Here is a 19,789-nt window from a genome sequence, read left to right as displayed (position 1 = left end):
ACGTGAAGTGCCACATCGATGTCATGTGCGGACGTTTTGCGCTGACGGCGACACCCGACGAAATAATGGAATTGTTCAGCCTGCTGGAAAGCGACGACTTTCCGGCGCGCTTCAATATCGCGCCAACCCAGCCGATCATGGTTGTCGTGGCCGGCGAGCGTGCGGCACCCGGCAGCAACCTGCCGGAGCGCCGGGCGCTGCTCGTGCGCTGGGGCTTCATGCCGGGCTGGGTCAAGGACCCGCGCGACTTTCCACTGTTGATCAATGCGCGGGTCGAATCGGCAATCGAAAAGGCGTCGTTCCGTGCAGCCATGCGGCACCGGCGGGTCCTTGTGCCGGCCTCCGGCTTCTACGAATGGCGACGGCCGCCGAAGGGCAGCCGCGAGCCGTCGCAGGCCTATTGGGTGCGTCCGAGGAAGGGCGGCATCGTCGCCTTCGCCGGTTTGATGGAAACCTGGTCCTCGGCCGACGGCTCCGAGGTCGACACCGCGGCCATCCTGACGACGGCCGCCAACGCCTCGATCCGGCAGATCCATGACCGCATGCCGGTCGTCATCCAGCCCGAGGATTTTGCCCGCTGGCTGGACTGCAAGACGCAGGAGCCGCGCGAGGTTGCCGATCTCTTCGGCCCGGTCGCGGAGGACTACTTCGAGGCGATCCCGGTTTCGGACAAGGTCAACAAGGTCGTCAACACCGGGCCCGAAATCCAGGACGCCGTCACACCCAGGCCCGTCGCGGATGCCCAGCTAAAACGCAAGAGCAAGCCGACCGAGCCCGATGGCGGGCAGATGTCTCTCTTTTAAGGAAAAGAGCGTCGGAAGCGTCAGGCCGGCCGCTTGGTCAGCTTGCCAGCCGGCTTCGCCTTCACCTGCAGCGCTGCGGCAAGTACGGCCTTCAGGCCGAGTGGGCGATACTGTTCGACGAGGTTGGCGGATTTGACGATGTCTTTGGTCTTTGCGGCTTTCACTTGCACTCACTCCTTGATGCTTTCCCGAACCGGATACACTGCCGCTTTCGCACGTCTTCACGAAAGCGACGCTCCTCCTTGCTCTCCGGAGACAGGATTTCGTGGTGCGTTACCAACTACACCGCGAATCTGTTTTCCGCATGGCGATCTCAGATAAGCCTAATCATGACAAATCCATGACCGCGGAATCCTTTCGATAGTCGGCTGTACTTGCATGCGGCTGACCTCTTGACCGAAATCGGGTGACGCGCGATAAGTGAGGCCATGAAAACGGTTATCTGCATTATCTGCCGGAACATTATTCGCTAGCGCTCCGCTGGCCTGGCCGTTTTCGTCTCCTAAAATCCAAGATGACAAACGCGCGGGCCTTCCGGGCGCGGTATTTTACGGTCGTATGCATCTTGGAGAATGGCAATGGGCGGAACGCCGACACTGAAGCTGTACAACACGCTGACGCGGGAGAAGATCGAGTTCAAGCCGATCGATCCCGACAACGTTCGCATGTATGTCTGCGGCCCGACGGTCTATGACTATGCCCATATCGGCAATGCCCGGCCGGTCATCGTCTTCGACGTTCTGTTCCGGCTGCTGCGTCATGTCTATGGCGCGGATCACGTCACTTATGCGCGCAACATCACCGACGTCGACGACAAGATCAACGCGCGGGCGCTGCGGGACTACCCGACCCTGCCGCTCAACGACGCGATCCGGCGGGTGACGGAGAAGACCGCAACCCAGTTTCTCGACGATGCCAAGGCGCTTGGCTGCCTTGACCCCGATGTCCAGCCGCGGGCCACCGACAACATCGCGCAGATGATCGACATCATCGAAAAGCTCATCGCCAAGGGCCACGCCTACCAGGCGGGTGGCGAGGTGCTGTTCGATACCAAGTCGATGGCCGATTACGGTCAGCTCTCGAAGCGCAATCTCGACGAACAGCAGGCCGGTGCCCGTGTCGCCGTCGAGGCGCATAAGAAGAGCCCGGGCGACTTCGTGTTGTGGAAGCTTTCTGGCGACAACGAACCGGGCTGGGAAAGCCCGTGGGGCAGGGGCCGTCCCGGCTGGCACATCGAGTGCTCGGCCATGAGCAGCCGCTACCTCGGCGAAGTCTTCGACATCCACGGCGGCGGGCTGGATCTGATCTTCCCGCACCATGAAAACGAGATTGCCCAGTCCCGTTGCGCTCACGGCACCGAGGTGATGGCGAATGTCTGGATGCACAACGGCTTCCTGCAGGTCGAAGGCCGCAAGATGTCGAAGTCCGAAGGCAACTTTGTCACCATCTACGAACTGCTGCACACGGAAAAGTTCGCCGGCCGCCAGTGGCCGGGCGATGTGCTGAGGCTCGCCATGCTGATGACGCACTATCGCGAACCGATCGATTTTTCGGTGAAGCGGTTGGAAGAAGCAGAGCATCTGCTCTCCAAGTGGCCGGTCCCAGGTGACGCCAAGGGTGAGGCCGATCCGGCCGTGGTCGCCGCACTTGCCGACGACCTCAACACGGTGGCGGCGGTCCAGGCGGTCCATGCGCTCGCCCAGAAGGCGGCGGCTGATCCGAAGCTGCTCGGGACCTTTGCCGCAAGTGCCGCGTTGATCGGCGTGGTGCCGCAGGCGGTCGAACTCGACGAGGGGCTGGTCCGCGACATCGACAGCCGCGTGCGGGCCCGTCTGGAACTGCTGAAGGCGAAGAACTTCGCGGAAGCCGACAAGATCCGCGACGATCTGCTGGCGCGCGGTGTTCAGCTCAAGGACGGCAAGGATCCGGCAACCGGCGAGCGGGTGACGACCTGGGATATCAAACGGTGACGGCTGCCTAGGCATAGAGCCCTGTCCGATCCATCTGATCGGTTCGGACACGGTATCTGAAAGGGCGGCGAAAAGTGGAGCGCATGCATGAAAGAGGAGTTCGTGCGATGATCGACCATACGGGCATTCCCGTCGCGGATTTCGACCGGGCGCAGTCGTTCTACGACAAGGCCTTTGCTCCGCTTGGTGCCTCCTTGCTGATGATGGTGCCGCTGGAACACACCGGCGGCCTCAAGGTGGGCGGTTATGGCCGCGAGCGGCCGGTCTTCTGGCTGCATGAGACGGCTGCAACGGGGCCGGGCCGGCACTACGCCTTTTCGGCGCGCAGTCGCGCCGAGGTCGATGCCTTCCATCAAGCGGCAATGGCCGCCGGCGGGCGTGACAACGGCAAGCCGGGGCTGAGACCGCACTACCACCCGGACTATTACGGGGCCTTCGTATTCGATCCCGACGGCAACAATATCGAAGCCGTCTGCCACGCGCCGGGCTGAGGAGAGATTGCGATGAGTCTGGACAACAGGCCCTATTACACAGGCGGTTGCCAGTGTGGCGCAGTGCGTTTTCGCATCAAGGGCAGGCTCGGCGATGCGTCGGTCTGTCATTGTCGCATGTGCCAGAAGGCCAGCGGCAATTTCTACCTGCCGCTGGTTTCCGTCGGCGGCGCGCATGTCACCTGGACGCGCGGCGAGCGCAAGCGCTACCAGTCGTCCAATTTCGGCTGGCGCGGTTTCTGCGGCGATTGCGGCACGCCGCTGACCTATGAGGCGCCCGACGGCATGGCATTGGCGATTGCCGCTTTCGACGAACCGCAGGGCATCACGCCAACGGTGCAATGGGGCATTGAAAGCAAGTTGCCCTATACCGACCACGTGGCCGCGCTGCCCGGTGTTCACACGATGGAAGACCCGGACGCCGTGGAGTTCCTGGAGAAACTCGTTTGCTATCAGCATCCCGACCATGACACCGAGACCTGGCCCCCGGAGGAGAAGCGATGACCGAAAACGTTCGAACAGGTGGATGCCAATGCGGCGCGGTCCGCTTCCGGATCAAGGGGGAACTCGGGCGCGCGTCGATCTGCCATTGCCGCATGTGCCAGAAGCAATTCGGTTCATTCTTCTCGGCGCTGGTGACGGCGCCGAAGGATGGTGTCGAATGGGTGCGGGACGAGCCGAGCTACTTCCAGTCCTCGGTCAACATCGACCGCGGCTTTTGCCCGAAATGCGGAACGCCGATGACCTACCGGCATCCGGGCGGCCTCGAGATCGCCATCGGCACCTTCGACGATCGTTCCGATCTTGCGCCGAAAATCCAGGTCAACCACGCTTCGCGTCTGCCCTGGGTCGAGACGATCTTCGAGCAGCCGGTGCTTGAGGATCAGGATTTCTACGCCAGGCAGGAAAGCATCATCTCGTTCCAGCACCCGGACCACGAGACCGACCAATGGCATCCTTCGGGAGCATTCCGGTGACCATCGCGCGCATCTATACGGGCGGATGCCAATGCGGCGCCGTGCGCTACCGCGCCGAGGGCGTGCTTTCGGACCCGCATATCTGTCATTGTCGCATGTGCCAGAAGGCGACCGGCAACTACTTCATGCCGCTCGCCAATGCGTCCCGCGACACGTTCGACATCACCCGCGGCCAGCCGTCCTGGTTCCGCTCGTCGCATCTGGTGCGCCGAGGCTTCTGCAGCGATTGCGGCACGCCGCTGTTCTACGATATGCCCGACGAGAGTTTCATCAACATCGCGCTCGGCTCGCTCGACGACCCTGATGACGTGCAGCCCGTCTACCAGTCCGGCGTCGAATCCCGCGTCATATGGTTCTCGCGGCTCGCGGGCCTGCCGCCAAGGGAGACGGATGATGGCACCGAGGTCTCGGCGACCCGCCATCTGATCGTTCTCGAAACCAACCGCCAGCATCCCGACTACGACACCGTGCACTGGCCGCTCACGAAAGACTGAAAATGACGAGTGTTCTGCGTATGCTTTATCCGGAAATCGAGCCCTACGCGTCGGGCCATCTCGACGTCGGCGACGGCCACACCATCTATTGGGAGAAGGCTGGCACACCGGGCGCGAAGCCCGCCGTCTTCCTGCATGGCGGGCCCGGCGGCACGATCTCGCCGAGCCACCGCCGTCTGTTCGATCCGGCACTCTACGACGTAACGCTGTTCGACCAGCGCGGTTGCGGCAAGTCGACGCCGAATGCCAGGATCGAAGCCAACACCACCTGGCATCTCGTCGCCGATATCGAGCGGTTGCGCGAGATGGCCGGCGCCGACAGGTGGCTGGTCTTCGGCGGTTCCTGGGGATCGACGCTGGCGCTCGCCTATGCCGAGAAGCACCCGGAACGGATTTCCGAACTGGTGCTGCGCGGCATCTACACGCTGACCAGGGCCGAGCTCGACTGGTACTACCAGTTCGGCGTCTCGGAAATGTTCCCGGACAAATGGGAGCGTTTCATCGCGCCCATTCCCGAGAACGAGCGCCACGAGATGATGCAGGCCTATCACCGCCGCCTGATGAGCGACGACAAGGCGACGCGCCTTGAGGCCGCCAAGGCCTGGAGCATCTGGGAAGGCGAGACGATCACGCTGTTGCCGGAACTTGCAACCAGCGCGCCCTTCGCCGACGACGATTATGCTGACGCCTTCGCGCGGATCGAGAACCACTTCTTCGTCAATGCCGGCTGGATGGAAGAGGGCCAATTGCTGCGCGACGCCCACCGGCTGCACGGCATTCCAGGTGTCATCATCCATGGGCGCTACGACATGCCGTGCCCGGCGAAATACGCTTGGCAACTGCATAAGGCCTGGCCGGGATCGGAGCTTCATCTGATCGAAGGCGCAGGCCACGCCTATTCCGAGCCCGGCATCCTCGATCGGCTGATCCGCACCACGGACCAGTTCGCAGGCAAGACCGAGCAAAACTAAACAGAGCATTTTTGGACGAGAGCCATGACCAGGGAACGCATCTACCTCTTCGACACGACGCTGAGAGACGGGCAACAGACGCCCGGCATCGACTTTTCCGTCGAGGACAAGATTGCGATTGCCGGCCTGCTCGATCAGTTCGGCATGGACTATATCGAAGGCGGCTATCCCGGCGCGAACCCGACCGACACGGAGTTCTTCGGGCGCAAGCGAACCCAGAAGGCCTCCTTCGTCGCCTTCGGCATGACCAAGCGCGCCGGGGTTTCCGCGTCGAACGACCCAGGCCTCGCAGCTCTATTGGCGGCGAAAAGCGACGCTATCTGTCTTGTCGCCAAGAGCTGGGACTATCACGTCGAAGTGGCGCTCGGCTGCACCAACGGGGAGAACCTCGACAACATCCGCGCCTCGGTCGAGGCGGTGGTCGCCTCGGGCCGCGAGGCGATGGTCGATTGCGAGCATTTCTTCGACGGCTACAAGGCCAATCCCGCCTATGCGCTTGCCTGCGCGCACACGGCCTTTGCCGCCGGCGCGCGCTGGGTGGTGCTCTGCGACACCAATGGCGGCACGCAGCCGCCGGAGGTCCGCGAGATCGTCGCCGCCGTGATCGCTGCCGGCGTGCCCGGTGCCAATCTCGGCATCCATGCGCATAACGATACGGGCCAGGCGGTCGCCAATTCGCTGGCGGCGGTGGAGGCCGGCGTGCGGCAGATCCAGGGAACGCTGAACGGTATTGGCGAGCGTTGCGGCAACGCCAATCTCGTCACGCTGATCCCGACGCTGGCGTTGAAGGAGACCTACTCCAGCCGCTTCGAAACGGCGATCGACGCCGATCGCTTGCTGGAGCTGACGAAGCTCGCCCATTCCTTCGACGAACTCTTGAACCGCTCGCCCGACCAGCAGGCCCCTTACGTCGGCGCGTCGGCCTTTGCCACCAAGGCCGGTATCCACGCCTCGGCGCTGCTCAAGGATCCGCGCACCTATGAGCATGTGGCGCCCGAGAGCATCGGCAACCTTCGCAAGGTCATGGTGTCCGACCAGGGCGGCAAGGCCAATTTCATCAACGCCTTGAAGCGTCGCGGCATCGTTGTCAGCAAGGATGATCCAAAGCTCGACAAGCTGATCGCCATCGTCAAGGAACGCGAAGCGACCGGCTATGCCTACGAAGGCGCGGATGCGAGCTTTGCGCTGCTCGCCAGCCGCATCCTCGGCACGGTGCCGGATTTCTTCCATGTCGAAAGCTTCCGGGTGATGGTCGAGCGTCGCTTCGATGCCAACGGCCATCTGAAGACCGTCTCGGAAGCGGTGGTGAAGGTGGTGGTCGACGGCGAGACGATGATGTCGGTTGCCGAAGGCCACGGCCCGGTCAACGCGCTGGACCTGGCGCTGCGCAAGGACCTCGGCAAGTACCAGTCGGAAATCGAAGATCTGGAGCTTGCGGACTACAAGGTCCGTATCCTCAATGGCGGGACCGAGGCGATCACCCGCGTTCTGATCGAATCGACCGATGGAACGGGCGCGCGCTGGTGGACCGTGGGGGTCTCCGACAACATCATCGATGCGTCTTTCCAAGCGCTGATGGACAGTATCGTCTTCAAGCTTCTGAAGAACCGCGACCACGTCGGACTGATCGCAGCCGAGTAATCTCGACGATCGGTCCATAAACGCTGATGGACTGGGCATGGGAGAGGGTGAGCAAAACTCATTCTCCCTTCACGGAAATGAATTGGTGCATCACCGGCCATTGGGGTAGTACGCACCAATGGGAGATCGTGCCGGCTGACAGGCTGTGCCCTCCCTTCTGACCGGAGAGCGGCCATTGCCGCCAGGGCTCTCCGGCAAAACACCAGGAAAAGATGATATGGCCGAGCCGAAAGCACCCGCCGAAAATACCGATTCCGCGAAAGGCTTTGCCTTCGCGCTGACCGCCTATCTGCTTTGGGGCTTCCTGCCCTTCTTCATGAAGGCTGTCGCTCATATTCCGGCGCCGGAAGTCGTGGCGCACCGGATCGTGTGGTCGGTGCCGCTCGCGGGTCTCGTTCTGCTCTGGCTCGGACGCACCGATGATATCAAGGCGGCACTGCGCTCGCCGCGCATGCTGTGCATGGCCGCCCTGACCGCCGTGCTCATCACCATCAACTGGGGCATTTATGTCTGGGCAATCGGTGCGGGCCGCGCCATCGAAACCGCGCTCGGCTACTACATCAATCCGCTCTTCTCGATCTTTCTCGGCGCCGTGCTTTTGAAGGAGAGGCCGAACCCGGCGCAGATGGTTGCCATCGCGCTCGCTGCCTCCGCCGTTGCCGTGCTTGCGTTCGATGCCGGCGGTCTGCCTTGGGTGTCGATCGGCCTCTGCCTGTCCTGGGGCTTCTATGCCTTCTTCCGCAAGACCCTGCCGGTTGGCCCCAACCAGGGCTTCTTCCTGGAAGTCCTGCTTTTGAGCGTACCGGCCATCGGCTACATCATCTGGCTGGAGACGACGGGGCAGGGACATTTCGGTGACACCGGCATGGCCGACGTCCTGTGGCTGCTGTCCTGCGGCATCGTCACGGCCGTGCCGCTGATGATCTACGCCAACGGCGCCAAGCTCCTGCGCCTGTCGACGATCGGCATCATGCAGTACATCGCGCCGACGATGATCTTCGTGATCGCCGTCTTCGTCTTCCACGAGCCCTTCGGCACGGCGAAGCTCATCGCCTTCGGCCTGATCTGGGCGGCGCTGGTGATCTATACAGGCGCCATGCTGGCGGAAAGCAGGGCGCGCCGCGCCCTGCAGGCAAGCCCCGCCGAATAAGGCCAATCGATAGAATCAAAAAAGGCGCACCGGGTGGCGCGCCTTTTTTGTTGGCCGAATGCGTTTCTTAAAGCTTGGAGATGATCTCGGTTTCGCCCTCACGGCCGTTGCCGCCGCCAGCGGCCGCCAGGATGGTCGGCACGATGTCGGCCGCGTCATTGACGACAAGCGGCTGCACGAGATGCGCCGTGTGGACGAAGCCTTCCTCGCGCATGTGCTGCAGGAGGTCCATCATCGGCCTCCAGAAATTGTTGATGTTGCCGAAGACCATCGGTTTGCGGTGACGCCCGAGCTGCGCCCAGGTCATGATCTCGACGATCTCTTCCAGCGTGCCGATGCCGCCGGGCAGCGCCACGAAAGCGTCGGCGCGTTCGAACATCGTATGCTTGCGCTCGTGCATGTCGGCCGTCACGATCAGCTCGTTCAGCTGGCCGAGCGAATGGCGGGTCGCTTCCTTGTCCATCAGGAATTCGGGGATGATCCCGGTGACTTCGCCGCCGTTGGAAAGCACGCCGCTGGCGACCGCTCCCATGATGCCGCGGGTGCCGCCGCCATAGACCAGGCGAAGCCCGTGATCGGCGATGGATCGGCCAAGCGCGCGCCCGGCTTCCATGTAGGCATTGTCACGTCCCGGCTGTGAACCACAGTAGACGCAGATGGATCGAATCGTGCTGTTCTCGGTGCTCATGCCCTCAAAAAACATTGCAGCGCAGCATGGGTCAAGAAAAATGAGGGGAAACCCGGCTTTCTGCGGGTTGCCGCCCCTTCGGCTGCTTGTATGCCGAATCGCGAATCGCTAGCAATTTCAGTGATTGATTGAAGAAATCGGACGAGTTGCTTGCTGTTGCGCTATAATGACGGCGCAAGCCCGCACCGCAGGCCGATGAGAGGGCATGCGCGGAGCGTTGCTCCGCTCCGTGTGGAGAGTGGCATGATCAAAAATAAGGCCGGCTGGGTGGCCATTTCTGTCCTCGTGGCAGCAACAGCGTTGATGGTATTCGTAATTCAACCGAACTTGCGCGGCGACAGCAAGAAGCCGGCGGCCGATCAGGCGGCAGGCACCGCGACGCAGTCGACCGAGGCGACGCCCGCGACCGGTGGACCGCAGGCGACCGGCGCCTCTGCCGAGACCGCCAAGACGGATGCTGTGCCGCAGCAGGAGCAGCCGAAGGCCGAAGCGGCGACCGCCGCCAACGCGCCTGCGACGGATCCTGCCCTTCCCGGTTTCGACGTGCTGCGCGTTGAGCCCGATGGCTCGACGGTGATCGCCGGCCACGCCCAGCCGAATTCGAAGCTTGAGATCCTCAGCGGCGACACCGTGGTCGGCACAGCCGATGTCGGCGCGACCGGCGACTTTGCCGCGGTCTTCGACAATCCCCTTCCGGCGGGCGACCATCAGCTCACACTGCGCAGCACCGGTGAAAACGGTGCGGTGAAGAGCTCCGAGGAAGTCGCGACCGTTTCCGTTCCCAAGGATCCGTCCGGTCAATTGCTTGCCATGGTCTCGAAGCCGGGTACGGCGAGCCGTCTGATCACGACGCCGGGTGCGGCGGAGGAAGTCGCGGCTGCGGACCTCAAGCCGGCCGAGGTTGCTTCCGCAACGCCGCAGGCGGTCGATGCCGCCACGGCGCCGGCGCAGCTTTCCGGCGTTCCGGGCCTGCAGGTGAGCGCGGTCGAGATCGAAGGCAGCAAGATGTTCGTCGCCGGCAGTGCCAAGGCCGGTGCCCTGGTGCGCGTCTATGCCGACGACAGGCTCGTCGGCGAAATGAAGGCCGACGACAGGGGCCACTTCGTCGTCGACGGTCAGATCGAGTTGACGGTGGGCAGCCACATCATCCGGGCGGACATGCTGAACGAGGACGGCACCAAGGTCGTGATGCGCGCCTCGGTTCCCTTCGACCGGCCCGCAGGATCGCAGGTTGCGGCCGTAGCGCCTTCGGGCACGCCGTCGGCAACCGCCGGTCTCGATGGCCTGCGTGCGGAAGCTGGAAAGGCGCTGGCGCTCTTGAAGGGGCTCTATGCCAATGGCAAGGTCCCGAACGGCGAGCAGCTGGCTGCCGCCCGTTCGGCGACCGAGATCGCGTTGAAGTCGCTTGCGGATTTCCGTCTTGCCGACAATTCCGATCAGACGCTCGTCGCCTCGGCGACGCGGGCCGCAAAGGCCGCGGCCAGTGCGCTCGCGGCGCTGAAGGCAGCGCCTCAGGACCCGTCGAGCGTGGCGGCGGCCCTTACCAAGGTTGATGCGACCGTCGGTGCGGTCCTGGCCGAGCAGGGCAGCGCCACGCCGGCGTCACCCGAGAAGGCTCAGCCGAAGGACAATGCCCCGGCGCCGGGTGAACTGGCAAAGGCGATGGGTGCTGGGAGCGCGGTTGTAAACGATGCCGCACCGGCACAGCCGGCGACCGAGACCGCAGCTGTTGCAGCATCGCCCGACCAGCCCCAGACGCTCGAGCAGGCTCCGCTCAAGGAGAGCAAGAGTTCGGTGATCATCCGCCGCGGCGACACGCTGTGGCAGATCTCGCGCCGCGTCTACGGCGCGGGCCTGCGCTACACCACGATCTATCTCGCCAACCAGGATCAGATCGAGGACCCGGACCGCATTCGTCCGGGCCAGGTCTTCGGCGTGCCGGACAAGGCGCTGCCGGACGAAGAATCGCGGGAAATTCACAAGAAGCACATGAAACAAGAGCAATAAGCAGCCGATCTGCGGCCGCCGACATTGCGGCGGCTGCGGCGGATGCCTATCTCCCGACCAAGGGCGGCGCCTTCGACAGGGCGCCGCTTTTCATTGAACGGTGATGACGGCGCCTGAGGTCTTCGTTTACAGGGAAGGCTCGGCGCAGAGCTTGGATGCGCGACAATCTGCCTCCAAGCGCGCAAACGTAAGAGCGGATCAGAACGTGGCACCCCAGAAGAAAACCGTTTCGGCCGATACCAGCAATCCCCTGCAGACGATCGCCAATCTGTGGCCCTACATGTGGCCGTCGGACAGGGCCGATCTTAAGCTCCGGGTGATCTGGGCAACGGTCATTCTGATCATCGCCAAGGTCGTGCTGATCCTTGTTCCCTATTCTTTCAAATGGGCAACCGATGCGCTGAACGGCAAGCCGGATGTCCTGGGCTTTCTGCCCGTGTTCATGACCGGCGCGGTCATGCTGGTGCTTGCCTATAACCTTGCCCGCCTTTTGCAGGCCGGGTTGAACCAGCTGCGCGACGCGCTTTTTGCAAGCGTCGGCCAGCATGCCGTGCGGCAACTCGCCTACAAGACCTTCATACACATGCACCAGTTGTCGCTCCGCTTCCATCTGGAGCGGCGCACCGGCGGGCTTTCGCGCGTCATCGAGCGCGGCACCAAGGGCATCGAAACGATCGTCCGCTTCACGATCCTCAACAGCGTGCCGACCCTGATCGAGTTCCTGCTGACGGCTGTGATCTTCTGGTGGGGCTACGGCTTCAGCTATCTCCTCGTCACCGCCGTCACCGTCTGGCTCTACATCTGGTTCACCGTGCGCGCGAGCGACTGGCGCATCGCCATCCGCCGTTCGATGAACGACAGCGACACCGACGCCAATACCAAGGCGATCGACTCGCTGCTGAACTTCGAGACGGTCAAGTATTTCGGCAACGAGGAGATGGAAGCCCGTCGCTTCGACAAGTCGATGGAACGCTACGAGGCGGCGGCGACCCAGGTCTGGACGTCGCTCGGCTGGCTCAACTTCGGCCAGGCGCTGATCTTCGGCGCCGGCACGGCCGTGATGATGATCATGTCGGCGCTGGCCGTTCAGCGCGGCGAACAGACGCTGGGTGACTTCGTCTTCATCAACGCCATGTTGATCCAGCTTGCGATCCCGCTCAATTTCATCGGCTTCGTCTACCGCGAAATCCGTCAGGGGCTCACCGACATCGAGCATATGTTCGATCTGCTCGACGTGCGTGCCGAAGTGGTGGATCGCCCGGATGCGAGCGAACTTGTCATCGGCAAGGGCGCCATCGCCTTCAAGGACGTGCATTTCGCCTATGATGCGGCGCGCCCGATCCTGAAGGGTATCACCTTCGAGGTGCCCGCCGGCAAGACGGTTGCCGTGGTCGGGCCCTCCGGTGCCGGCAAGTCGACGCTCTCGCGGCTGCTCTATCGCTTTTACGACGTGCAGGAAGGGGCGATCACCATCGATGGCCAGGACGTGCGCACAGTGACGCAGAAGAGCCTGCGCTCGGTGATCGGCATGGTGCCGCAGGACACGGTGCTCTTCAACGACACGATCGCCTACAACATCCGCTATGGCCGCGTTTCGGCGAGCGAAGCCGAAGTCGAGGCGGCGGCCGAAGCCGCGCAGATCGCCGAGTTCATCCGCACGCTGCCGGAGGGCTTCCAGGCCATGGTCGGCGAGCGAGGCCTGAAGCTTTCGGGCGGCGAGAAGCAGCGCGTCGCGATCGCCCGCACGATCCTGAAAGCCCCGCCTATCCTGATCCTCGACGAGGCGACGTCCGCACTGGACACCCGCACGGAGCAAGAGATCCAGTCGGCCCTCGACGTCGTGTCGCGCAACCGCACGACGCTTGTGATTGCGCATCGGCTCTCGACCGTCATCAACGCCGACGAGATCATTGTGCTGAAGGACGGCGTCATTGCCGAACGCGGCACCCATGGCGAACTGATCGACCGCAACGGTCTCTATGCCTCGATGTGGAGCCGCCAGCGCGAAGCGACGCAGGCAGAAGAGCAACTGAAGCGCGTGCGCGAAAGCGACGATCTCGGCATCGTCACGCGTGGCGAGCCGGCGGTTTGATGGTGTCTTTTTCTTTGCTGAGCGCGACGCGTTTTGTCGCTACCGGGCGGGCGGCGTTGCCCGCCGGGACATTTCGCGCTAGAGCGGGGGCAGGAAATGCGTTTGCGGTTTTCCGTCCGCATCCCGCGCTAACTTATAGAAAACGATCACGTTCCACGGAAAATCTGGAGTAGAGTTCATGAGCCTGGTCAATACGATCCGCAACACGCTCGTTCCGGTGCACAAGGAAGGGTATCGCTTCGTCGCGATCTTCTTCGTCGTGTCACTGGTGCTTGGCTTCCTGTGGGAGCCGTTGATGTGGATCGGCTTCGTGCTGACCGCGTGGTGCGCTTACTTCTTCCGCGATCCCGAGCGCATGACGCCGCTTGACGACGATCTGGTGATCAGCCCGGCTGACGGCCGCGTCTCGTCGATCGCAACGGTCCTGCCGCCGGAAGAATTGAACCTAGGCTCGGAACCGATGCTGCGCATCTCCGTTTTCATGAATGTGTTCAACTGCCACGTGAACCGCGCGCCGATGGCCGGTACCATCACCCGCGTCGCCTATCGCGCCGGCAAGTTCGTCAATGCCGAGCTCGACAAGGCCAGCCAAGAGAACGAGCGCAATGGTCTGGTGATCGACACCAAGCACGGCGCCATCGGCGTCGTTCAGATCGCCGGCCTCGTTGCCCGCCGCATCCTGTGCTGGAAGTATGAGAACGGCTCGCTGGAGGCCGGTGAACGTTTCGGCCTGATCCGCTTCGGCTCGCGCCTCGACGTGTTCCTGCCGGCCGGTGCCGAGCCGCGCGTCAGCGTCGGGCAGACCGCCGTTGCCGGTGAAACGGTGCTTGCCGAGTTTGGCTCGGCCAAGGGCCCGGTCATCAGCCGCCGCGCATAAGGAGTGTCCATGGAAGGCTCTGAACAGCAAAAACCGATCGAAGCGCCGCAGATGTCCGAGGACACCAACGGCTCGAGCGATACCGCGCGCGGCCCTCGGCTGCGCGAGATCCCGCTGCGGCTGATGATCCCCAATCTCATCACCGTGCTCGCGATTTGCGCCGGTCTTTCGGGCATCCGGCTCGCCTTTGAAAACCGCATCGAGCTTGCCGTTGCCATGGTGCTGCTCGCCGCCTTTCTCGACGGCATCGACGGTCGCGTCGCGCGCGCCCTGAAGGCTACGTCGAACTTCGGCGGCCAGATGGATTCGCTTGCCGACATCATCAACTTCGGTGTCGCGCCGGCCCTCGTGCTCTACGTCTTCATCCTCGACCAGGCGCGCTCGATCGGCTGGATCGCGGCTCTGGTCTATGCGATCGCGATGGGTCTGAGGCTCGCGCGCTTCAACGTCATGGCGGAGCGCCAGGTCAAGGCGTCCTGGCAGTCGGAATACTTCGTCGGCGTGCCGGCACCCGCAGGCGCCATGCTCGTGCTGTTGCCGGTATACCTGGGTCTCCTGGGTCTTGCTCCGGAGCGCACCTTCGCGCTGATTGCGTCGGCCTATACGGTGCTGATCGCCTTCCTTCTCGTCAGCCGCCTGCCGGTCTGGTCCGGAAAGTCGGAAAACAGCCGCGTTCGCCGCGATCTCGTCCTGCCGGCCATCCTCGGCGTCGTCTTCTACGTCGCGACGCTGATGACCTATACTTGGGAAACGATGGCGGTAACGGCGCTCGGCTATCTGATCACGCTGCCCTTCGGCGCGCGCTCCTGGCAGCGCAAGTATGGCGGCGACTGGCCGGTCCATCCTTCGACCGGCGGCGACGGCTTGCCGGGCGACAAGGACTGACCGAGACCAAAACGACACGCAAAAAGAAAAGGCCACCGTGACGACACGGTGGCCTTTCTCATTTGAGCGGTGTGCCGAAGCTTATTCGGGCATCCGGTAATCGACGATCTTGTCTTCGCGCACGATGTAGAGCTTGCCGGTCTCGGTCTGGTTGGGGCCAACCAGCGGCAGCAGCTTGGCTGCGACTTCCGAAGGATGCGGCACGGTCTCCGGATCCTCGCCGGGCATCGCCTGGGCGCGCATCGCGGTGCGGGTAGCTCCGGGGTCGACCGAGAGGATGCGCAGCGGCAGGCGCTGCGTCTCGCCGGCCCAGGTGCGGGCCAGAGCCTCGACGGCGGCTTTCGACGCGGAGTAGGGGCCCCAGAAGGGCTTGCACTTGTGTGCAGCGCTCGACGACAGGATCAGCGCACGACCGGCGTCCGACTTGATCAGCAGCGGCTCGAGCGAACGGATCAGCCGCCAGGTGGCGTTGACGTTGATCATCATCACCTTGTCGAACACCTTCGCCTCGACATGGCCGATCGGCGAGATCGTGCCGAGCACGCCGGCATTGGCAACCAGGATGTCGAGCTTGCCCCAGCGCTCGTTGATCGCGCCGCCAAGCTTGTCGATCGCCGGCATGTCGGCGAGGTCGAAGGGCACCAGCGTCGCAGAACCGCCCGCCGCCTTGATCGCGTCGTCGAGTTCTTCGAGGCCGCCGACGGTGCGCGCGCAGGCGACGACATGGGCACCGGCCTTGGCCAGTTCGAGAGCGGTGAAATAGCCGATACCGCGCGATGCGCCGGTGACCACGGCCACCCGGCCTTTGAGATCGATCGTCATTTTGTTGTCTGATTATCCGTTGCTGGCGAGAACCGAGAGTTTGCGGACATTGCTGGCGCCTTCCTGGTCGAGGAGGCGGGTCGGATAGTCCCCGGTGAAATAGTGGTCGGTGAACTGCGGTGCCTTCGAATCGCGCTTCTCTCCACCGACCGCCTCATAGAGGCCGTCGATCGACAGGAACTCGAGCGAGTCCGCGCCGATGTAGCGGCACATGGAGGCGAGGTCGGCATGCTGGTTGGCGAGCAGCTTGTCGCGATCCGGCGTATCGATACCGTAGAAATCCGGATGGAAGATCATCGGGCTGGCGACGCGCACATGCACTTCGCGTGCGCCCGCGTCGCGCATCATCTGTACGATCTTCACCGACGTCGTCCCGCGTACGATCGAATCGTCGACGAGAATGATGCGCTTGCCCTCGATCATCGCGCGGTTGGCCGAATGCTTCAGCTTGACGCCGAAGGCGCGGATCTGCTGCGTCGGCTCGATGAAGGTGCGGCCGACATAGTGGTTGCGGATGATGCCGTATTCGAAGGGAATGCCGCTCTGCTGGGCATAGCCGAGCGCGGCCGGCGTACCGCCGTCCGGAACCGGAACCACGACGTCCGCCTCGACCGGCGCTTCCTTGGCGAGGTTGATGCCCATGTTCTTGCGCGACACATAGATGCTGCGGCCGCCGACGACCGAATCCGGCCGGGCGAAATAGACATATTCGAACAGGCACAGCCGTTCGGGCTGAGACACCTCAGGCTTGCGCGCGTCGATGGTGATCGAACCGTCGGGCTGGATCTCGCAGATGATGACTTCGCCGTTCTCGACGTCGCGGACATAGGTCGCGCCGATGATGTCGAGCGCGCAGGTCTCGGAGCAGAAGATCGGCTTGCCGTCGAGTTCACCCATGACGAGCGGGCGGATGCCGATCGGGTCGCGCGCGGCAATCAGCTTCGTGCGGGTCATCGCCAGCATCGAATAGCCGCCTTCCATCTGGCGGATGGCGTCGATGAAACGGTCGGAGGAGGAGGTCTGCTTCGAGCGGGCAATCAGGTGCAGAACGACTTCGGTATCCGAGGTCGACTGACAGATGGCGCCGTCGGCGATCAGCTGCCGGCGAAGCGTGAGGCCGTTGGTGAAGTTGCCGTTATGGGCGACGGCGATGCCGCCGACTTCGAGTTCGGCAAAGAGCGGCTGCACGTTGCGCAGCGCCACTTCGCCCGTCGTCGAATAGCGGGTGTGGCCGATCGACATGAAGCCGGGCAGTTTCGCGAGCGTCGCGGGATCCGTGTAGTGGTCGCCGACGAGGCCCATGCGCTTTTCGGTGCAGAACTGCTTGCCGTCGAAGGTGACGATGCCGGCCGCCTCCTGGCCGCGATGCTGGAGCGCGTGCAGGCCGAGCGCTGTCAGCGCCGCCGCATCCGAGTGCCCCAGTATGCCGAAGACGCCGCACTCTTCGTGCAGCTCGTCGCCTTCGAGTTCATCGTGGATTTCGATGGATCTATCGGTCATCACAGTCGCCTTTGCTCCGTACCGGTGCGCATATCGTGATCAGGCCCGCCGTCTTCAAGCAATCTTAGCTGAAAACGGCTGCAAGCGTTATTCCCCAAAAGGACAAAGCCCGCGGGGCGGGCTTTGTCGGCAAATCGTTCCTGTCTCAGCCGTTGTTGGCCGGGGCGTCGTCGGCGGGCGCCTGGTCCGGCGTCGTCGCAGGTGCCTGGCCGGGCGTCGTTGCCGGCGCTTCGCCTTCGCCTTCGCCGGTCGTGTCCTTGCCGCGCAGGCGATCGAGAATGGTGGCGTCGGCTTCTTCGGGCAACAGAGCGATCAGCTTGTTGCCCAGATTGTCGAGCAGCGGCTTCGACTTGGCCTGGGTGACCCAGGTCGGCTGCTGCTGCGGAGCGACGAGCCAGTTGAAGAACAGCATGGCGACGACGACCAGCAGGATGCCGCGGGCGGCACCGAAGAGGAAGCCGAGCGTGCGGTCAAGCGCGCCGATGCGGCTGTCGATGATGAAATCGGCGATCCGCATGGTGATGAAGGAGATGATGATCAGCGCGATCAGGAAGATCACCGCTGCCGATCCGATCATCGCAACCGTGTCGCTGTTGGTGTACTGCTTCGCATAGGGCAGGAGATGCGGGTAGAGGAAGTAGGCGGCAGCTGCCGCACCCACCCAGCTCGCGACCGAGAGCACCTCGCGCGAGAAGCCTCGAACCATGGCCAGGATTGCGGAAAACAGGGCGACGCCGAGAACGATACCGTCGAGAATTGTAATGGGCATTTTGTCCTTACTCCGGACCCGGTTCGTCCGGGTCTCCTCAAGCCTATCCGCCATCGGCCCTGAGTTCAGGGCATTTTCAGCCTGTTTGCGGCCCTTAAAGGGCGGCCTGCGACATCCGCATCTTCAGTCTTCGTCCTCCGCCGGTCTCAGTGCGTTTCGCGACCCCGCGATGCGCGCCACCAGATCGGGCAGGCTTTCCATCTCGCTCCAGCGGCCATTGCCGTTTTTCGGCAGTTCGGTCGAAGCGGACGGTAGGACCGCCTGCGAGAACCCGAGCTTCTCGGCTTCCTTAAGGCGTTGTGCGGTATGCGCAACCGGCCGGATGGCACCCGACAAGCTGACTTCGCCGAAATAGACGCAATCCGCCGGAAGGGCAAGCCCGGCAAGCGATGAAACCAGTGCGGAAGCCACAGCCAGGTCCGCAGCCGGCTCGGAAATGCGGTAACCGCCGGCAATGTTGAGATAGACGTCGTGCTGGCCGAGCCGCACGCCGCAATGGGCTTCGAGCACGGCGAGGATCATCGAGAGCCGCGCGGAATCCCAGCCGACGATCGCGCGTCTCGGCGTGCCGAGCGAGGTCGGCGCGACCAGCGCCTGCACTTCGACGAGGACGGGGCGGGTGCCTTCCATGCCGGCAAAGACGGCGGCGCCCGGCGATTTCTCGTTGCGTTCGCCGAGGAAGAGCTCCGACGGGTTGGCAACCTCGCGCAGGCCCTTGTCCGACATCTCGAACACGCCGATCTCGTCGGTCGGGCCGAAGCGGTTCTTGACGGTGCGCAGGATTCGGTAGTGATGGCCGCGGTCGCCTTCGAAATAGAGCACGGCGTCCACCATGTGCTCCACGACGCGCGGGCCGGCGATCTGGCCTTCCTTGGTGACGTGGCCGACGAGCACGACGGCGGTCCCCGTCTGCTTGGCAAAGCGGATCATCGCCTGAACGCCGGTGCGAACCTGGGTGACGGTGCCCGGCGCCGAATCGACGATGTCGCTCCAGAGCGTCTGGATTGAATCGATGATCACCAGATCCGGGCGCTTGCCTTCAGAGAGCGTCGCCAGAATGTCCTCGACATTGGTCTCGGCGGCGAGCAGGACGTCGCTGTCGGCAGCGCCAAGGCGCTGGGCGCGAAGGCGCACCTGCGCCACGGCCTCTTCGCCCGAGACATAGATGACGCGGTGGTTGCGGCGCGAGAGCGCGGCGGCCGCCTGCATCAGCACAGTCGACTTGCCGATGCCGGGATCGCCGCCGACGAGCAGCGCCGAGCCGCGCACGAAGCCGCCGCCGGTCACCCGGTCGAGTTCCGAAATCCCGGTCTGGATCCGTGGCGCGTCTTCGATCTCGCCCGAGAGCGTAGTGAGCGCCACCGGGCGTCCCTTCTTCGGCGCCCGCGACGGACCGCCACCGATGCCTGCCGTCGGATTGTCCTCGATGATCGTGTTCCACTCGCCGCAGCCTTCGCACTTGCCCACCCAGCGGGTGTGGATCGTGCCGCAGTTCTGGCAGATGAATTGGGTACGCGATTTCGCCATCGGCATCGACTTTCGGAATGTGAGACCGCCGACGTCGCGATCGGACGTCGGCGGAAAAGAATCACTTGTATCGTCACATAATGCCGCGAAACGCGGAACAAAAGGTGAATTTCAGCGGGAATGAC

19 protein-coding genes are annotated in these 19,789 nt (G+C 63.5%); 13 read left to right on the top strand and 6 right to left on the bottom strand.

Annotated elements, in window-relative coordinates; translation table 11 throughout:
* Positions 1–23 precede the first annotated feature (23 nt).
* The gene (locus IB267_RS09500; protein WP_192447389.1) at positions 24–803 is read left to right on the top strand and encodes an SOS response-associated peptidase; all 780 of its coding nucleotides are present in this window, start codon (positions 24–26) and stop codon (positions 801–803) included.
* A gap of 20 nt (positions 804–823) precedes the next feature.
* Here IB267_RS09500 and IB267_RS09495 read toward each other — a convergent pair whose 3' ends face one another.
* Positions 824–967, bottom strand: coding sequence for a hypothetical protein (locus IB267_RS09495; RefSeq protein ID WP_192447388.1), 144 nt, complete (start codon positions 965–967; stop codon positions 824–826).
* Between the two features lie 414 nt (positions 968–1,381).
* On the opposite strand from IB267_RS09495, the gene cysS reads away from it, so the two are divergent.
* The 8 genes from cysS to rarD all read left to right on the top strand — a co-directional run bounded on the left by cysS (position 1,382) and on the right by rarD (position 8,497).
* On the top strand, positions 1,382–2,773 hold the full coding sequence (cysS, locus tag IB267_RS09490) for a cysteine--tRNA ligase (RefSeq protein WP_192447387.1): 1,392 nt from the start codon (positions 1,382–1,384) through the stop codon (positions 2,771–2,773).
* Positions 2,774–2,880: 107 nt separating this feature from the next.
* Positions 2,881–3,264, top strand: a complete 384-nt coding sequence (locus IB267_RS09485; protein ID WP_192447386.1) for a VOC family protein — start codon at positions 2,881–2,883, stop codon at positions 3,262–3,264.
* Positions 3,265–3,276: 12 nt separating this feature from the next.
* Positions 3,277–3,768 (top strand): GFA family protein, encoded by a 492-nt coding sequence (locus IB267_RS09480; RefSeq protein WP_192447385.1) that lies wholly within the window; start codon positions 3,277–3,279, stop codon positions 3,766–3,768.
* Positions 3,765–4,241, top strand: coding sequence for a GFA family protein (locus IB267_RS09475; protein WP_192447384.1), 477 nt, complete (start codon positions 3,765–3,767; stop codon positions 4,239–4,241). The genes IB267_RS09480 and IB267_RS09475 overlap by 4 nt, the downstream gene beginning before the upstream one ends.
* Positions 4,214–4,735 (top strand): GFA family protein, encoded by a 522-nt coding sequence (locus IB267_RS09470; protein WP_043616566.1) that lies wholly within the window; start codon positions 4,214–4,216, stop codon positions 4,733–4,735. The genes IB267_RS09475 and IB267_RS09470 overlap by 28 nt, the downstream gene beginning before the upstream one ends.
* Before the next feature lie 2 nt (positions 4,736–4,737).
* On the top strand, positions 4,738–5,706 hold the full coding sequence (gene pip, locus IB267_RS09465; protein WP_192447383.1) for a prolyl aminopeptidase: 969 nt from the start codon (positions 4,738–4,740) through the stop codon (positions 5,704–5,706).
* A gap of 24 nt (positions 5,707–5,730) precedes the next feature.
* Positions 5,731–7,347: a citramalate synthase gene (cimA, locus tag IB267_RS09460; protein ID WP_192447382.1), complete on the top strand. Its 1,617-nt coding sequence runs from the start codon at positions 5,731–5,733 to the stop codon at positions 7,345–7,347.
* 217 nt (positions 7,348–7,564) lie between these two features.
* Positions 7,565–8,497, top strand: a complete 933-nt coding sequence (gene rarD / locus IB267_RS09455) for an EamA family transporter RarD (RefSeq protein ID WP_043616557.1) — start codon at positions 7,565–7,567, stop codon at positions 8,495–8,497.
* Positions 8,498–8,564: 67 nt separating this feature from the next.
* Here rarD and IB267_RS09450 read toward each other — a convergent pair whose 3' ends face one another.
* On the bottom strand, positions 8,565–9,185 hold the full coding sequence (locus IB267_RS09450; protein WP_192447381.1) for a TIGR00730 family Rossman fold protein: 621 nt from the start codon (positions 9,183–9,185) through the stop codon (positions 8,565–8,567).
* A gap of 243 nt (positions 9,186–9,428) precedes the next feature.
* Here IB267_RS09450 and IB267_RS09445 point away from each other — a divergent pair, with 243 nt between their 5' ends.
* The 4 genes from IB267_RS09445 to pssA all read left to right on the top strand — a co-directional run bounded on the left by IB267_RS09445 (position 9,429) and on the right by pssA (position 15,046).
* Positions 9,429–11,192, top strand: coding sequence for a LysM peptidoglycan-binding domain-containing protein (locus tag IB267_RS09445; RefSeq protein ID WP_192447380.1), 1,764 nt, complete (start codon positions 9,429–9,431; stop codon positions 11,190–11,192).
* A 205-nt stretch (positions 11,193–11,397) separates the two neighbouring features.
* Complete coding sequence (locus tag IB267_RS09440) at positions 11,398–13,284, top strand: ABC transporter ATP-binding protein/permease (protein WP_192447379.1); 1,887 nt, start codon at positions 11,398–11,400, stop codon at positions 13,282–13,284.
* Between the two features lie 178 nt (positions 13,285–13,462).
* Entirely contained in the window at positions 13,463–14,161 is a 699-nt protein-coding gene (locus tag IB267_RS09435; RefSeq protein WP_192447378.1) for a phosphatidylserine decarboxylase, read from the top strand.
* A gap of 51 nt (positions 14,162–14,212) precedes the next feature.
* Positions 14,213–15,046 (top strand): CDP-diacylglycerol--serine O-phosphatidyltransferase, encoded by an 834-nt coding sequence (gene pssA, locus IB267_RS09430; protein WP_192448282.1) that lies wholly within the window; start codon positions 14,213–14,215, stop codon positions 15,044–15,046.
* An 81-nt stretch (positions 15,047–15,127) separates the two neighbouring features.
* Here pssA and IB267_RS09425 read toward each other — a convergent pair whose 3' ends face one another.
* The 4 genes from IB267_RS09425 to radA form a co-directional block, all read right to left on the bottom strand.
* Complete coding sequence (locus IB267_RS09425) at positions 15,128–15,868, bottom strand: SDR family NAD(P)-dependent oxidoreductase (RefSeq protein ID WP_192447377.1); 741 nt, start codon at positions 15,866–15,868, stop codon at positions 15,128–15,130.
* Positions 15,869–15,880: 12 nt separating this feature from the next.
* Entirely contained in the window at positions 15,881–17,368 is a 1,488-nt protein-coding gene (purF, locus tag IB267_RS09420; RefSeq protein ID WP_192447376.1) for an amidophosphoribosyltransferase, read from the bottom strand.
* 145 nt (positions 17,369–17,513) lie between these two features.
* Entirely contained in the window at positions 17,514–18,137 is a 624-nt protein-coding gene (locus IB267_RS09415; protein ID WP_192447375.1) for a CvpA family protein, read from the bottom strand.
* A 123-nt stretch (positions 18,138–18,260) separates the two neighbouring features.
* A complete protein-coding gene (radA, locus tag IB267_RS09410; RefSeq protein WP_192447374.1) occupies positions 18,261–19,664 on the bottom strand; it encodes a DNA repair protein RadA in 1,404 nt (467 codons plus the stop codon).
* Positions 19,665–19,789: the final 125 nt, after the last annotated feature.

This window comes from Ensifer sp. ENS09 (genome assembly GCF_014852425.1).
Lineage (GTDB): Bacteria > Pseudomonadota > Alphaproteobacteria > Rhizobiales > Rhizobiaceae > Ensifer.
This window is presented reverse-complemented; position numbering and strand designations above follow the sequence as displayed.

Bases quoted from the DNA above. Each gene is read 5' to 3' on its own strand.
- IB267_RS09500 (WP_192447389.1), top strand. From the start codon at position 24: ATGTGCGGACGTTTTGCGCTGACGGCGACACCCGACGAAATAATGGAA.
- cysS (WP_192447387.1), top strand. From the start codon at position 1,382: ATGGGCGGAACGCCGACACTGAAGCTGTACAACACGCTGACGCGGGAG.
- IB267_RS09485 (WP_192447386.1), top strand. From the start codon at position 2,881: ATGATCGACCATACGGGCATTCCCGTCGCGGATTTCGACCGGGCGCAG.
- IB267_RS09480 (WP_192447385.1), top strand. From the start codon at position 3,277: ATGAGTCTGGACAACAGGCCCTATTACACAGGCGGTTGCCAGTGTGGC.
- IB267_RS09475 (WP_192447384.1), top strand. From the start codon at position 3,765: ATGACCGAAAACGTTCGAACAGGTGGATGCCAATGCGGCGCGGTCCGC.
- IB267_RS09470 (WP_043616566.1), top strand. From the start codon at position 4,214: ATGGCATCCTTCGGGAGCATTCCGGTGACCATCGCGCGCATCTATACG.
- pip (WP_192447383.1), top strand. From the start codon at position 4,738: ATGACGAGTGTTCTGCGTATGCTTTATCCGGAAATCGAGCCCTACGCG.
- cimA (WP_192447382.1), top strand. From the start codon at position 5,731: ATGACCAGGGAACGCATCTACCTCTTCGACACGACGCTGAGAGACGGG.
- rarD (WP_043616557.1), top strand. From the start codon at position 7,565: ATGGCCGAGCCGAAAGCACCCGCCGAAAATACCGATTCCGCGAAAGGC.
- IB267_RS09450 (WP_192447381.1), bottom strand. From the start codon at position 9,185: ATGAGCACCGAGAACAGCACGATTCGATCCATCTGCGTCTACTGTGGT.
- IB267_RS09445 (WP_192447380.1), top strand. From the start codon at position 9,429: ATGATCAAAAATAAGGCCGGCTGGGTGGCCATTTCTGTCCTCGTGGCA.
- IB267_RS09435 (WP_192447378.1), top strand. From the start codon at position 13,463: ATGAGCCTGGTCAATACGATCCGCAACACGCTCGTTCCGGTGCACAAG.
- pssA (WP_192448282.1), top strand. From the start codon at position 14,213: ATGTCCGAGGACACCAACGGCTCGAGCGATACCGCGCGCGGCCCTCGG.
- IB267_RS09425 (WP_192447377.1), bottom strand. From the start codon at position 15,868: ATGACGATCGATCTCAAAGGCCGGGTGGCCGTGGTCACCGGCGCATCG.
- purF (WP_192447376.1), bottom strand. From the start codon at position 17,368: ATGACCGATAGATCCATCGAAATCCACGATGAACTCGAAGGCGACGAG.
- IB267_RS09415 (WP_192447375.1), bottom strand. From the start codon at position 18,137: ATGCCCATTACAATTCTCGACGGTATCGTTCTCGGCGTCGCCCTGTTT.
- radA (WP_192447374.1), bottom strand. From the start codon at position 19,664: ATGGCGAAATCGCGTACCCAATTCATCTGCCAGAACTGCGGCACGATC.